General features: G+C 74.4%; 15 protein-coding genes. 3 read left to right on the top strand and 12 right to left on the bottom strand.

The window, feature by feature from the left end; genetic code table 11:
* Positions 1-40: 40 nt before the first annotated feature.
* The 3 genes from VE546_RS26500 to gmd are packed head-to-tail and all read right to left on the bottom strand — an operon-like array spanning position 41 to position 2,714.
* On the bottom strand, positions 41-1,171 hold the full coding sequence (locus VE546_RS26500; protein ID WP_324926678.1) for a glycosyltransferase: 1,131 nt from the start codon (positions 1,169-1,171) through the stop codon (positions 41-43).
* Positions 1,168-1,704 (bottom strand): putative colanic acid biosynthesis acetyltransferase, encoded by a 537-nt coding sequence (locus tag VE546_RS26495; RefSeq protein ID WP_324926676.1) that lies wholly within the window; start codon positions 1,702-1,704, stop codon positions 1,168-1,170. Before VE546_RS26495 ends, VE546_RS26500 begins: the two co-directional genes overlap by 4 nt.
* Complete coding sequence (gene gmd, locus VE546_RS26490; protein ID WP_324926674.1) at positions 1,701-2,714, bottom strand: GDP-mannose 4,6-dehydratase; 1,014 nt, start codon at positions 2,712-2,714, stop codon at positions 1,701-1,703. Before gmd ends, VE546_RS26495 begins: the two co-directional genes overlap by 4 nt.
* A 173-nt stretch (positions 2,715-2,887) precedes the next feature.
* Between gmd and VE546_RS26485 the strand changes: the two genes are divergently transcribed.
* Positions 2,888-3,835, top strand: a complete 948-nt coding sequence (locus VE546_RS26485) for a GDP-L-fucose synthase (RefSeq protein ID WP_324926672.1) — start codon at positions 2,888-2,890, stop codon at positions 3,833-3,835.
* A 7-nt stretch (positions 3,836-3,842) separates the two neighbouring features.
* Here the strand turns inward: VE546_RS26485 and VE546_RS26480 are convergent, their stop codons facing one another.
* Positions 3,843-5,333 (bottom strand): sugar transferase, encoded by a 1,491-nt coding sequence (locus tag VE546_RS26480; RefSeq protein WP_414720593.1) that lies wholly within the window; start codon positions 5,331-5,333, stop codon positions 3,843-3,845.
* A 461-nt stretch (positions 5,334-5,794) separates the two neighbouring features.
* On the bottom strand, positions 5,795-6,421 hold the full coding sequence (locus VE546_RS26475) for a YigZ family protein (protein WP_324926667.1): 627 nt from the start codon (positions 6,419-6,421) through the stop codon (positions 5,795-5,797).
* A gap of 60 nt (positions 6,422-6,481) precedes the next feature.
* Here VE546_RS26475 and VE546_RS26470 point away from each other — a divergent pair, with 60 nt between their 5' ends.
* Positions 6,482-6,889, top strand: a complete 408-nt coding sequence (locus VE546_RS26470; protein WP_324926665.1) for a CoA-binding protein — start codon at positions 6,482-6,484, stop codon at positions 6,887-6,889.
* Positions 6,890-6,952: 63 nt separating this feature from the next.
* Here the strand turns inward: VE546_RS26470 and VE546_RS26465 are convergent, their stop codons facing one another.
* The 6 genes from VE546_RS26465 to VE546_RS26440 all read right to left on the bottom strand — a co-directional run bounded on the left by VE546_RS26465 (position 6,953) and on the right by VE546_RS26440 (position 11,021).
* Positions 6,953-7,732 carry an SDR family NAD(P)-dependent oxidoreductase gene (locus VE546_RS26465; RefSeq protein WP_324926663.1) on the bottom strand — a complete coding sequence of 260 codons (780 nt, stop codon included), beginning with the start codon at positions 7,730-7,732 and terminating at the stop codon, positions 6,953-6,955.
* A complete protein-coding gene (locus VE546_RS26460; protein WP_324926661.1) occupies positions 7,729-8,736 on the bottom strand; it encodes an NADP-dependent oxidoreductase in 1,008 nt (335 codons plus the stop codon). Before VE546_RS26460 ends, VE546_RS26465 begins: the two co-directional genes overlap by 4 nt.
* Before the next feature lie 144 nt (positions 8,737-8,880).
* Positions 8,881-9,129, bottom strand: coding sequence for a WhiB family transcriptional regulator (locus tag VE546_RS26455; protein WP_324926659.1), 249 nt, complete (start codon positions 9,127-9,129; stop codon positions 8,881-8,883).
* A gap of 301 nt (positions 9,130-9,430) precedes the next feature.
* Complete coding sequence (locus tag VE546_RS26450) at positions 9,431-9,808, bottom strand: hypothetical protein (protein ID WP_324926657.1); 378 nt, start codon at positions 9,806-9,808, stop codon at positions 9,431-9,433.
* 39 nt (positions 9,809-9,847) lie between these two features.
* A complete protein-coding gene (locus tag VE546_RS26445; RefSeq protein WP_324926655.1) occupies positions 9,848-10,399 on the bottom strand; it encodes a YbaK/EbsC family protein in 552 nt (183 codons plus the stop codon).
* Between the two features lie 31 nt (positions 10,400-10,430).
* Positions 10,431-11,021, bottom strand: a complete 591-nt coding sequence (locus tag VE546_RS26440; protein WP_324926654.1) for an XRE family transcriptional regulator — start codon at positions 11,019-11,021, stop codon at positions 10,431-10,433.
* Positions 11,022-11,177: 156 nt separating this feature from the next.
* Between VE546_RS26440 and VE546_RS26435 the strand changes: the two genes are divergently transcribed.
* Positions 11,178-12,038 (top strand): EamA family transporter, encoded by an 861-nt coding sequence (locus VE546_RS26435; protein WP_324926652.1) that lies wholly within the window; start codon positions 11,178-11,180, stop codon positions 12,036-12,038.
* Positions 12,039-12,243: 205 nt separating this feature from the next.
* Here VE546_RS26435 and VE546_RS26430 read toward each other — a convergent pair whose 3' ends face one another.
* Entirely contained in the window at positions 12,244-13,035 is a 792-nt protein-coding gene (locus VE546_RS26430) for an acyltransferase (protein WP_324926650.1), read from the bottom strand.
* Positions 13,036-13,105: the final 70 nt, after the last annotated feature.

The following is a 13,105-nucleotide window of genomic DNA, read 5'->3' as shown; positions in this document are numbered from 1 at the left end:
GACGGGGAGCGGCGCGGCGGCCCCGGCCGCCGGTGGCCCCTCACCGCGCTCCGGTCCGGGCGGTGGGCCGGTACAGCCCCTCCAGCCGGTCGGTCACGGACGCGATCGAGTACTCCTCCTCGACGGCGGCGCGGCCCGCGGCGGCGGCGCGCTCCCGCAGCGGGCGGTCCTCCAGCAGGCGCAGCACCGCCTCGGCGAGCTGCTCCGGGGAGCCGTCGGTGACCTGCGCGGCCCCGCGCCGCTCCAGCCCGGCGGCGATGCCGCAGGCGCGGGTGCAGACCACGGGCGTGCCCGCGGCCAGTGCCTCCAGCAGGCTCATCGGGAAGACCTCCGCCTCGCTGGGCAGCACGTACACGGTGGCGCGGGCCAGGCGCCGCAGGGCGGCGGCGTGGTCCAGCGGCCCGCCGTACGCCACCGCGCCTCCCAGGTCCTCCTCCGCGATCAGCCGGCGCACCTCCGCGAGCCGCCCCTCGTCCGCCCCGTGCAGGGTGAAGGACGCCCCGGGGTGCTTGCGGTGCACCAGCGCGGCCATGCGCACGAACGCCTCGGGGCGCTTGACCGCGTGCAGCCGGGCGAGGAAGAGCACGTCCGCCTCGCCCCGTCCGCCGGCGCCGCCGTCCGTGCCGGGGCGGACGCCGTTGGGCAGCCGGTGCAGCGGTGGGCCGTCCGGTCCCAGCACCTCCCGCAGCCCCGCGCCCTCCTCGCCGGTCAGCACCAGCGCGCCGCGCGCCCGGCGCAGCAGCGGCACGTAGCAGCGGTCGAAGAGGCGGGCCACGGCCGAGCGGCGGGGCTGGACCATGCCGTGCGTCTGGACCACGAAGGGGCGGCGGCGCAGCACGGCCACCGCGAGCGCCGCGAGCGAGACCAGGTCGCGTCCGGCGTGGACGTGCAGCACGTCGGCCCGGCCCGCCCGGCGCCACAGGGTGACCGCGAGGCGGGGGTGGAACAGGCCCAGGAACCCCTGGCCGGGTACGAGGACGCGGGCGCGGTGGGCGCGCAGGGGCACGCCGTCCACGGTGGGCGGCGGCGCGGTGGCGCCGCGCCACAGCGACACCAGTTCGGCCTCGTGCCCGCGTGCGGCGAGTTCGGCGAGCTGGCCGGCGGCCACGCTCACGGGGCCGCCGTACGCGCCGTCGTCACCGACCAGGGTGACGACGTGGACGATCCTCACCGGGCGCCTCCCGCGGTGTGCACGGCGCCGGGGGGCAGGTCGCGGTGGGCGACCGCCCCGGCGCCGACCACGGCGCCCGCGCCGACGGTGACGCCGCGCAGGACGAGGGCGCGGGCGGCCACCCACGCGCCGCGCTCCAGGCGGATCGGCGCGTTGTCGAACTCGAAGGTGGGAGAGTGCCGCTGGTGGCTGCCGGTGCACAGCACCGCCTCCTGGGAGACGCACACGTCGCTGTCGATCGTGATCGGCTCCAGGTTGATCAGCCAGGCGCCCTCGCCGATCCAGACGTCGTCGCCGACGGTCAGCTTCCACGGCCACTGCACGCGCACCCGGTGCCGGATGAGGACCCGCTCCCCCACCCGCGCGCCGAAGGCCCGCAGCAGCGCCGGGCGCCAGCGCGGGGGGAACCACCACTTGACGAACAGCAGGTTGAGCGCGGCGAACCAGGCGGCCTGCGCCAGCAGGCCGCGCTGTTTGTCGTAGCCGGCGCCGGTGAAGCCGCGCAGCCGCCTCCCGGCGGCGGGGGCGCTCACCGGTCCACCCGCACGTGGCGGCCGGAGAGTTCGGCCTCCAGTTGCCGCACGTCGGCCTCGACCATGATCCGGGCCAGCTCGTCGTAGTGCACCTTCGGGGTCCAGTCCAGCAGCTTCCTGGCCTTGGAGGCGTCGCCGATCAGGGCGTCCACCTCGGTGGGGCGCTCGTACTTGGGGTCGTGGCGGACGTGGTGCTCCCAGTCCAGGCCGACGGTGCCGAAGGCGGCGGCGAGGAAGTCCCGCACGGTCGCGGCCACTCCGGTGGCCACCACGTAGTCGTCCGGCTCGTCGCGCTGGAGCATCCGCCACATGGCCTCGACGTACTCGGGCGCGTAGCCCCAGTCGCGGACGGCGTCGAGGTTGCCCAGGAACAGGTGCTCCTGCAGGCCGGCCCGGATGCGGGCGACGGCGCGGGTGATCTTGCGGGTGACGAAGGTCTCGCCGCGGCGGGGGCTCTCGTGGTTGAAGAGGATGCCGTTGACGGCGTGCAGGCCGTACGCCTCACGGTAGTTGACGGTGGCCCAGTAGGCCATGACCTTGGCGCAGCCGTACGGGCTGCGCGGGTGGAAGGCCGTGGTCTCGTTCTGCGGCGGCGGGGTGGCGCCGAACATCTCGGAGGACGACGCCTGGTACAGCCGGGTCCGCACGCCGCTGGCGCGGATGGCCTCCAGCAGCCGCAGGGCACCCAGACCGGTCACGTCGCCGGTGTACAGCGGGGCGTCGAAGGAGACGCGGACGTGGGACTGGGCCCCGAGGTTGTAGACCTCGTCCGGTCGCACGTCGCGCAGCAGGTTCACCAGCGCCACCCCGTCGGACAGGTCGGCGTGGTGCAGGACCAGCCGCCGGTCCGGGGTGTGCGGGTCCTCGTAGATGTGGTCGATGCGCTCGGTGTTGAAGCTGGAGGAGCGTCTCATCAGACCGTGCACGGTGTAGCCCTTGCCCAACAGCAGTTCCGCCAGGTACGAGCCGTCCTGTCCGGTGATGCCCGTGATCACAGCGGTGCGCGACATGGTGGTCCCCCTCGGGAGGTCGGTGTGGAAGGCCGCCGGCCGACCGGGCGGCGAAGGCAGCGGCGTCGGCTTCGGTGACGGCGACGGCTTCGGTGACGCCGGTGACGCCGACAACCACGCGTATTTCATGAGATGTACGACAATCGCGGTCCGTCCCTGGCAGAATCCGCGCCATGGATGACCTGCTGCCTCCGCCCGCCCGCGTCTTCGTCGCGGGACACCGTGGCCTGGTCGGCTCCGCCGTGGCCCGGCGCCTGTCCGACCGGGGCTACACGGTGCTGACCCGTACGCGCGCCGAGCTGGACCTGCGCGACGGCGCCGCCACCACCGCGTACCTGCGCGACGCCCGGCCCGACGCAGTGGTCCTGGCCGCCGCGAGGGTGGGCGGGATCATGGCCAACAGCACCTATCCCGTCCAGTTCCTGGAGGACAACCTCCGCATCCAGCTCAGCGTGGTCTCCGGCGCCCACGCCGCCGGGGTGCGGCGGCTGCTCCTCCTCGGGTCGAGCTGCATCTACCCCAAGCACGCCGACCAGCCGATCACCGAGGAGGCCCTGCTGAGCGGCCCGCTGGAGGCGACGAACGAGGCGTACGCCGTCGCCAAGATCGCCGGCATCGTCCAGATCCAGTCCTACCGGCGGCAGTTCGGCTCCTCCTTCGTCTCGGCGATGCCGACCAACCTCTACGGTCCGGGCGACAACTTCGACCCGGAGACCTCGCACGTGCTGCCCGCGCTCATCCGGCGCTTCCACGAGGCGCGGGAGAAGGGCCTGCGGGAGGTCGTGCTGTGGGGCACCGGCACGCCGCGCCGCGAGTTCCTGCACGTGGACGACCTGGCCGCCGCGTGCGAGGTGCTGCTGCGGCGCTACGACGGCGACGGGCCGGTCAACGTCGGCTGCGGCGAGGACCTGACGATCCGCGAACTGGCCTCCCTGATCGCCTCGGTGGTGGGCTTCGAGGGCCGGATCGCCTTCGACCCGGCCAAGCCCGACGGCACCCCGCGCAAACTGCTCGACACCAGCCGGATGCGCGCGCTGGGCTGGTCCCCCTCGATCGGCCTCGCCGAGGGCGTCGCCGGGACCTACCGCGCCTGGCGGGGCGCAGCGCCGGAGCCGGTCTGATCCGGGGTCAGTAGGCGCCACGGCCGCTCACCACGGCTCGGAACGTACGGGCCAGGACGTCGATGTCCCGCAGGTAGGACCAGTTGTCCACGTAGCTCAGGTCGAGCGCGACGGTCTCGTCCCACGACAGGTCGGACCGTCCGCTCACCTGCCACAGCCCGGTGATCCCCGGCTTGACCGAGAGCCTGCGCAGCTCGGTGTCGTCGTAGCGCTCCACCTCCTCGGGGAGCGGCGGGCGCGGTCCCACCAGGGACATGTGTCCGGCCAGCACGTTGTAGAGCTGCGGCAGTTCGTCCAGGGAGTAGCGGCGCAGGAACCGTCCCAGCCGGGTGACCCGGGGGTCCCGGCGCATCTTGAACATCGCCCCGTCGTGCTCGTTCGCCGACTCCAGCTCCTCGCGCATCCGGTCGGCGGAGTCCACCATCGTGCGGAACTTCCACATGCGGAACGGCACCAGGTCCCGGCCGACCCGGACCTGCCGGTAGATCACCGGGCCCGGGGACGACAGGCGCACCGCGGCCGCCACCGCCAGCAGGAGGGGGGCGAGCAGCACGGTCAGCACCAGCGCCCCCACCGCGTCGGTGGTCCGTTTCAGCAGCACCGGCAACCCGTGCCGTGCGGCCGGGGCGATGTGCAGCACGGTCAGTCCCGCGGTTCCGGACAGCCGCACCCGCTGCCGCGAGACGCCGATCAGGCCCGGTACGACGGCCAGGTCCAGGCCGTTGTCGTGCAGGGCCCAGGTGAGGCGGCGCAGCCGCTCCCCGGACATCCACTGTCCGGGGGCGACGAAGACCAGGTCGGCGCCGAGGTCCGCGGCGCACCGCAGGACCACGTCCGCGTCCCCCTCCCGGCCGTCGAGGGGGAGCCGGACGGTGGCGGGCAGCGCCGGATCCGTCGTGCCGTCCCCGATCACGCAACTGCCGACCACCACGTACTCGTCGTCGGTCCGCACGCCCAGCCGCGCCAGGAGGCCGTCGACGGCCGCCGCCTCCCCGACCACCAGCACCCGCCGCAGTCCCTGGGCGCGGCGCCGCAGGGCCAGCGTGCGCCGGAACATCAGCCTGCGGTGCGCGGCGGTCAGCACCAGGCACGGCAGCAGCGCGGACACCCACGCGGCGGCCGAGACCTCGATCCGCGCCGCGACGCACACCGCGGCGAGCGCGCCCAGCATCACCAGCCAGTCGCGGACGACCGGCAGGACGGCTCCGCTCTCCCCCAGCGCCCCGGCCGCGTAACGCCTCCTCAACGCGCCGGTCAGCGGCCACACCGCGCCGACCGCCAGGCCGGTCCACAGCGGGTGCGGGCGGTCCGCCAGGGCGCACAGCGCCCCGGCCGGCGCGGAGGCGCCCAGTACGTCGACCGTCAGGGCCACCGGCAGGCGCCGGTCCGCCCCTGGCCCCCCTCTCCCCCTTCGCTCATGTGCCCGGACACGAAACGGCTCGGCTAACCCCGCGGGCGACTCGATGACCCGCGATCCGGCAGCTTCGGACAAACCCATGCCCCCTAGTCGGTCGTGCGCCCTTCCCCCCTGCGCGGCCGACGGCGTCGGCTTTGCAGTCGCCTCCCGTACTGAGAGTGCAGACTAGAACACAGTTGCCTACGCGGGCCGGGGTTTGCCCAAGCTGTGGACAGCCGCGACGTGCGGTTCACATGGTCCGCGGAGATCGCCAGTGGGCATCAGGTCAGGTTTCCGCTTTCCATCCGCGACGGCATGACGGGGCGGACGCGACCCGCCCGCGGCGCGCGCCCCGCTCCCCTTCCGCGCGACCACCCCTGGTGACCTGCGGGTTCGGACGAGTGTGGACGAGGTGGCGACACGGTGTCAAAGGTGTGGCGGTGCGGTGACGGCCCGGTGAGGGCACGGCGCCTCCGGCTCGCCGCTGCCCACGGGTTGTCTCAAACCGGCCGCGCCCGCCGCCGGGCGCGGCGAGGCCGCGCGGCCCGCGCCGGCGCGTCGCCCTATCCGGTGCCGTACGCCTCGCCGCCCAGCTCCAGCCGGGCGGTGCCCGCGGTGGCGTCGGCGAGCCAGGCGCGGAAGGCATCCACCTCGGCCTCGGGCAGTCCCACCTCGATGGCGACCTCGGCGCCGTAGTGCACGCCGCGCACGTCCCGCCCGCCGGTGCGCAGCTCGTTCTCGACCCGGCCCGCCCGCTGGTGGTCCACGGTGACCGTGGCCAGCCTCATCCGCCGCCGGGTGACGGTGCCCACCGCGTCCAGGGCCTCGCCGACCGCGCCGCCGTAGGCGCGGATCAGTCCGCCCGCGCCCAGTTTCACCCCGCCGAAGTAGCGGGTGACGACCGCGACGGCGTACCGGACCTCGCGGCGCAGCAGCATCTGGAGCATGGGCGCCCCGGCCGTACCGCCGGGCTCGCCGTCGTCACTCGCCTTCTGCACCCCGGCGTCGGCGCCGATGACGTAGGCGTAGCAGTTGTGGGCGGCGTCCGCGTACCGGGCGCGGATCCGGGCGATGAACGCCTGCGCCTCCTCCTCGGTGGCGGCCGGGGCGAGCGAACAGATGAACCGCGACCTGTTCACCTCGGTCTCGTGCACGCCCTCGCCGGCGACCGTCACGTACTGCTCCCGCATTCGGTCCAGCGTAGAGGAGGCCCGGGGAATGGCCCGGCCGGGGCGCCGGTTGTCCGGTGCATGTACGCAGACGCAGAGACGGTCCGCAGAATCCTCACCTCGGCCGGCGACACCTGGGCGGTGGTCGGCCTGTCCTCCAACCGGAACCGCGCGGCCTACGGCGTGGCGCAGGTGCTCCAGCGGTTCGGCAAGCGGATCGTGCCCGTCCATCCCAAGGCGGAGACGGTGCACGGCGAGCAGGGGTACGCCTCCCTCGCCGAGATCCCCTTCCCGGTCGACGTCGTGGACGTGTTCGTCAACTCCGAGGCGGCGGGCGGCATCGCGGACGAGGCCGTGGCGATCGGCGCCAAGGCGGTCTGGTTCCAGCTCGGCGTGGTCGACGAGGCGGCGTACGAGCGCACCCGGGCGGCCGGTCTGGACATGGTGATGGACCGCTGCCCGGCGATCGAGATCCCCTCCCTGCGCTAGCGGGTCGTGCGGCCCGGGCCCGCCGGCGGCGCGATCGCCGCCGGCGCGCCGTGCGGCGGGCGTTCAGGAGTCCGCGGCCGCGCCCGGTCCGGGGACGTTGCGGAAGCGGAACGGCTCCGGCTCGCGGCCGGGCTGGACGAACCAGCACTCCCCGGTGCCGTCACCGGTGACGATCCGCAGCACCGTGTCGGCCACGGTCTCCGCGGGGATGATCGGCACGCCCTGGGCGGAGAGCATCTCCCGCAGCGGGTCGATGATCCGCGACTCGGCGAACCCCGGGCAGATCGCGTTGAAGCGGACGTTCTCCGGCGCCAGGGCCGGCCCCAGCGAGCGGGCCAGTCCCACCACGGCGTGCTTGTTGGCCGCGTAGAGGGGATCGAACGGCACCGCCGTCAGGCCCGCCAGGGACGCGGTCGCCACGATCGACCCGCCGCCGCGGGCCCGCAGCGCCGGCAGCACCGCATGCGTGCCGAAGACGACGCCGTCGAGGTTGGCGCCCATCGCACGGCGGTACAGGGCCAGGTCGAAGTCGTCGCCGACGCCGCACTCGGTCGCCACGCCCGCGTTGAGGAACGCGATGTCGACCCCGCCGCAGTGCTCCACGGCGAACTCCACCAGCGCGCGGTTGGCGTCGAGGTCGGAGACGTCGCAGGTCCGGAAGTGACCGCCGACCAGCTCGGCCACCTCCCTGCCGCCCCGTGCGTCGAGGTCGGCGACGACCACCCGGGCGCCCGCCCGCGCCAGCGCCAGCGCCGTGGCCCGGCCCAGTCCACTGGCACCGCCGGTGACGATCGCGACCTTGCCGCGCAGCGGGGCCGCCGCCCCGGCCCCGGCGGCGCTCATGCCAGCTCCAGCACGAGCTTGCCGACGTTCTCGCCGCGGAAGAGCATCTGCAGCACCTCGGGGAAGTCGTCGACGGTGCCCTTGACCACGTGCTCCCTGACCTTGATGCGGCCCTCGCCGATCCAGCCGGCGATCTCCCGGGCGGCCTGCCGGTAGCGCTTGGCGTAGTCGAAGACCACGAAGCCCTCCATGCGGGCGCGGCGGACGAGCAGGGCCAGGTAGTTCGACGGTCCCTTGACCGGGGCGGCGTTGTTGTACTGGCTGATCGCGCCGCAGACCACCACGCGGGCGTGCATCGCCAGCCGGGTGAGCGCCGCGTCGAGGATGTCCCCTCCGACGTTGTCGAAGTAGACGTCGATGCCGTCCGGGGCGTGTTCGCGCAGGGCCCGCCTGACGTCGTCCGCGCGGTAGTCGATCGCCGCGTCGAAGCCCAGCTCGTCGGTGAGCAGGGCGCACTTCTCCGGACCTCCGGCGATGCCCACCACCCGGCAGCCCTTGATCTTGGCGATCTGGCCGACGACGGTGCCGACCGCGCCGGCGGCGCCGGAGACCACCACGGTCTCGCCGTCCTTCAGCGCGCCGACCTCCAGCAGGCCGAAGTACGCCGTCATGCCCGGCATGCCGAGCGCTCCGAGGTACGTCGAGGGCGGGGCGAGCGCGGTGTCGATCTTCATGGCGCCCTTGCCGTCGGAGACGACGTACTCCTGCACCCCGAACGTGCCCACCACGTGGTCACCGGGCTGGAAGCCGGGGTGGTTGGAGGCGGTGACCTCGACGACCGATCCCGCCCGCATCACCTCTCCGAGACCCACGGGCGGCAGGTAGGAGGGGCGGTCGTCGAGCCAGCCGCGCATGGCCGGGTCCAGCGAGATGACGCGCGTGCGGCCCGCGAACCGGCCCGGACCCGGCTCCTCGACGGGCACCGAGCGGTGCTCCCAGTCGCCGGGTTTCACCTCGCCGACGGGGCGTGCCGCCAGTCGGATCTGTCGGTTGGTCACGGGCATGGGGCCTCCTGTGGATCGCGGCTCCCAGCACCGTACCGACCAGTAGGTATGACGTCGACGTGATACGCGTCACATGCTCTCGTCCCACCGCCTCCCCGGCTCGCCCTCCCGGTGCCTCCGGGGCGGACGGACGCCCGGGGCCCGTCACCCCTCGGGCAGCCGCCCGATGCGGCGGCGCCTGAGCGCCCGGCGTTCGGCCGCCGTGGTCGCGCCCCACACTCCCTCGGGTTCACCGTTCCTGACGGCCCAGGTCCGGCACGCCCGCATCACGGGGCAGGCGCGGCAGACGGCCCGGGCCCGGGCCGTCTGCCGCGCCGCCGCGCCGCCGTCCCCGACCGGGAAGAACAGTTCGGGGTCCGCACCGCGGCAGGCCGCGGACTCGCGCCAGTCCATGTCAGCCGGCGTGATCACGAGGGGGCGCCGGAGGTGCACCGGCCGGGCCGGTGCACGGCGGATTCCCGGCGAAGACGCTCATCGGAACCTCCCCACGGCTCGGGGCGGCCCGCCGTCCGGGCAGCCCGGAGATCCTCGCGGCGCGCCGGCGCACCGCGGAGCCCGGCAGAGGCGTGACATTTCCCAATGTAGACAAATAGCTTCCTGCGGGCGGTTCCCCGCGAAAGCACGACGGCGCCGGGCGGGACGGCGGCCGGACGGCGGTGTCCGTCCGGCCGCGCGCCGGGCCCGGTCGCCCTCCTCACTCGTCCGAGTAGCTGAGTTCTCCGAGGGTCCAGCTGCTCACCTCAGCAATGGCCACGCGGTACATCCCTCCGGTGTCGGGGAGGCCGTAGCTCCCCTGGAGGATGCGCGCGAGGTGCAGGTGCAGGTGGGTGGGCCGGGAGCGTTCCGCACCGCGGCGGGCGTCCGCCCCGGAGGGTTCGAACAGCTCGGCGAACGGCTTGAGGCGCTCGGAGTCCCGGAGGACCTCGGCCACCCGCGCTTTCCAGACGGCCTCGGGGGCCAGCCTGCCGGTGATGACCGCACCGGGCACCACGACGGTGATAGGCATCTGGTTGCTCTGCTCGGACTCCACCTTCTCGGCGATGTCGACGAGCAGGTCATCGTGGATCGACATGCGGGCAGACTAACGCCCCCGGGGCGATCCGGCGCCTGTTCAGGCGGCCGGGACGCCCAGGCCCTCCAGTACCCGCGCGCCGGGCAGGCGGGCCAGGAGCCCGCCGGGCACCAGGAGCTTGCCGCGGCGGCGTCCGCTGCCGACGACCGCGTACGGGGTGTCGGCGACGGCCGCGTCGATCAGCAGCGGCCAGCTCTCGGGCAGGCCGATCGGGGTGATGCCGCCGTACTCCATGCCGGACTCCCCCACGGCCACCTCCACGGGGGCGAAGGACGCCTTGCGGGCGCCCAGTTCGCGGCGGACCAGGCGGTTGACGTCGGCGCGGGTGTGGGCGAGGACCACGCAGGCGGCGAGGGTGGTCTCCCCGCCCCGGCGGGCCGAGACGACCACGCAGTTGGCGGACCGCTCGGGCGGGATGCCGTGGACCTCGCCGAAGCGCGCGGTGTCGGCGTCGTCCGGGTCGCTGTCGACGTAGACGACGCCGTCGGCCGGAACGGGGCCGCGCAGCGCCGCGGCGACGGGCGGGGCGAGCAGGTCCAGCTTGTCGGTGACCGGCCAGGCCTCGGTGAAGTCTCCGATGGGCGCGCGCATGGCGTGCACGCTAGCAGCCCGGCCGGCGCGATCAGCGCGGTGTGCGCGGCGGCGTCGGGGGCGGCACCGAGACGGCCATGGTCATCTCCACGGGCTCGTCGCCGTCGTTGCGGTAGCCGTGCGGGACGTTCGACTCGAAGGTCGCGGAGGTCCCGGCGGGCACCTCGTGGTCGGTGTCGTCGACGGTGAGGGTGAGCACCCCCGCGGTGACGTGGACCAGCTCGGTGGTCCCGGCGGGGTGGGGGTCGGAGGCACTGCCCTCCCCCGGCATCAGCCGCCAGGTCCACAGCTCCAGCGGACCGGGCGCCTCCGCCCCGGCCACCAGGGTGCTGTGGCTGCCCGCCTCGGTGGACCACAGGCGCACCGCCTGTTCGGCCGGGACCAGCTTCACCGCCGGCTCCCGGTCGAAGTCCAGCAGGCTGGTGATGCTCACGCCGAGCGCGTCCGCGACCTTGACGACCGTACCGATGCTGGGGTTGGTGCGGGCCTGCTCGATCTGGATGAGCATGCCGCGGCTGACCCCGGCGCGGGCGGCCAGGGCGTCCAGGGTGAAACCCCGTTCGGTGCGCAGGCGCCTGAGATTGCGGGCCAGTGACTGGGTGAGCTGGTCGAGGTCCGTCACACACGTCTCCCGTCTCGGCGCTCCCGGCGTCCCGTCTCCCGGCGGGCGGCGCCACTCCGATCACGTAAGTACATTATTCTAGATAGCGAAGTTCACTTCATTGAACTACCGTGAGGTGTACTCCAGAGTCAACGACACTGTACTGCGAGGTATTCCATGATCGCCTACGCCCTGGCCACCAGTCTGCTGTGGGGGCTGGCCGACTTCGGCGGCGGACTGCTGACCCGGCGCATCCCCGCCCTGACCGTGGTGGTCGTCTCGCAGACGATCGCGGCGGCCGTGCTCGGGGTGGTCGTCGCGGCGACCGGCGCCTGGAGCCAGGCCGGGGACCGGCTGTGGTTCGCCGTCGCGGCCGGAGTGATCGGCCCGGCCGCGATGCTGTGCTTCTACCGCGCCCTGGCGATGGGCCCGATGGGCGTGGTCTCCCCGCTCGCCTCGCTGGCCGTCGTCGTCCCCGTCGGGGCCGGACTGGCCCTGGGCGAGCGGCCGGGCCCCTGGCAGTACGCGGGCATGGCCGTCGCCGTCGCCGGGGTGGTGCTGGCGGGCGGACCGCAGGTGAAGGGGGCTCCGGTGCAGCGGCAGGCACTGCTGCTGACCCTGGCGGCGGCGGTCGGCTTCGGCGCGGTGCTGGCGCTCATCGGGGAGGCGTCCACCAGCGTCACCGGCCTGTTCCTCGCCCTGTTCGTCCAGCGCGTGTGCAACGTCGTGGTCGGCGGCGCGGCGCTGTACGCCTCGGTCCGGCGCGGCGGTGCGGCGACGGGCCCGGAGGGGACGCGGACGGTGCTCGCCTCCCTCCCCGCGCTCGCCTTCGTCGGACTGGCCGACGTCGCCGCCAACGGCACCTACGCCATGGCCGCGCGGATCGGTCCGGTCACCGTCGCCGCGGTGCTCGCCTCCCTCTACCCGGTGATCACCGCGCTGGCCGCGCGCGGCGTGCTGCGGGAACGGCTGCGCGCGGTGCAGGCGGCGGGCGCCGGGCTGGCGATGGCCGGCACCCTGCTGCTGGCCTCGGGCTGATCCGGCGGCGCCGGAACGCCGTCGCCGGCCGCGCCGCGGGAGCCGGTCACGGGAACCAGTGGTAGCGGACGGCGTACAGCAGCACCGCCAGGCCGTGCAGGAGCACGGCGAAGAGCAGCAGTAGACGCAGGTTCCGGTTGCTCACGGCGCACGCATCCCGTCGGTCCTCCCTCTCCGGCCTCTCCGGCTCCGGCGGCCGGGCCGGTCAGCGGCCGGCCGCGGTGTCCAGTCTGCCCGCTTCGCCCCCGGACGCGGCGGGCCCCGCCGCGTCGAGTTCCGCCAGGGCGAGCAGTTGCCCGGGCGTGATCCCCTCGGGGAGCGGCACGGGCGGCGGGGTGCGCAGCGGCGGCCGCCAGCCGCCTTCGGGGTCCCAGCGCCGTACGACCTTCGCGGGGGCGCCCGCGACCACGGCGTGGTCGGGCACTTCGCCGCGGACGACCGATCCGGCCGCCACCACCACGTTCCGGCCCAGCCGCGCCCCCGGCAGCACCACGGCGCCCGTGCCCAGCCAGCTCCCCGCGCCGATCTCCACGGGCGCCGAGCGCGGCCACTGCCTGCCGATCGGCCGGTGGGGGTCGTCGTAGGAGTGGTTGGTGGAGGTGATGTAGACGTACGGGCCGCAGAAGACGTCGTCCCCGATGGTCACGCGCGCCTGGGCGGTGTCGGCGACCACGTGGCTGCCGCGCCCGAGGACCACCCCGTTGCCGAGCCGCAGCACCGTGTCCGGGCCGAGGTCGAGGTCCGGCATCATCCCGGCGGTCAGCGTGACCTCGGCGCCGATGACGCAGTGGTCGCCCAGCTCGATCCACTCCGTGCCGAACAGCGTGCCCTGCGGGAAGGCCAGCCGGGTGCCGGTGCCGATGCGGCGGAACGTATACGGGCCCGGGCACTCGGCCGTGACGGCGCCCGCCCGCTGCGCGCGGCGCCACAGGGCGTGCACGGCGCGGGAGAGGGCACGGGACAGCAGGGAGGAGAACACGTTCCGGTGGTTCGGCACCCGCTCACGGTAGACGCCCCGGTGTGCGGAGCGCCGCCGGGTGTGCTGTGATCCTCGCCCCACCCGCCGC

It is taken from the genome of Streptomyces sp. (assembly GCF_035644915.1).
In the GTDB taxonomy this organism is placed as follows: domain Bacteria; phylum Actinomycetota; class Actinomycetes; order Streptomycetales; family Streptomycetaceae; genus Streptomyces.
Note: the sequence above shows the minus strand (reverse complement) of the source record. Positions and strands in the feature narration are given on the sequence as shown.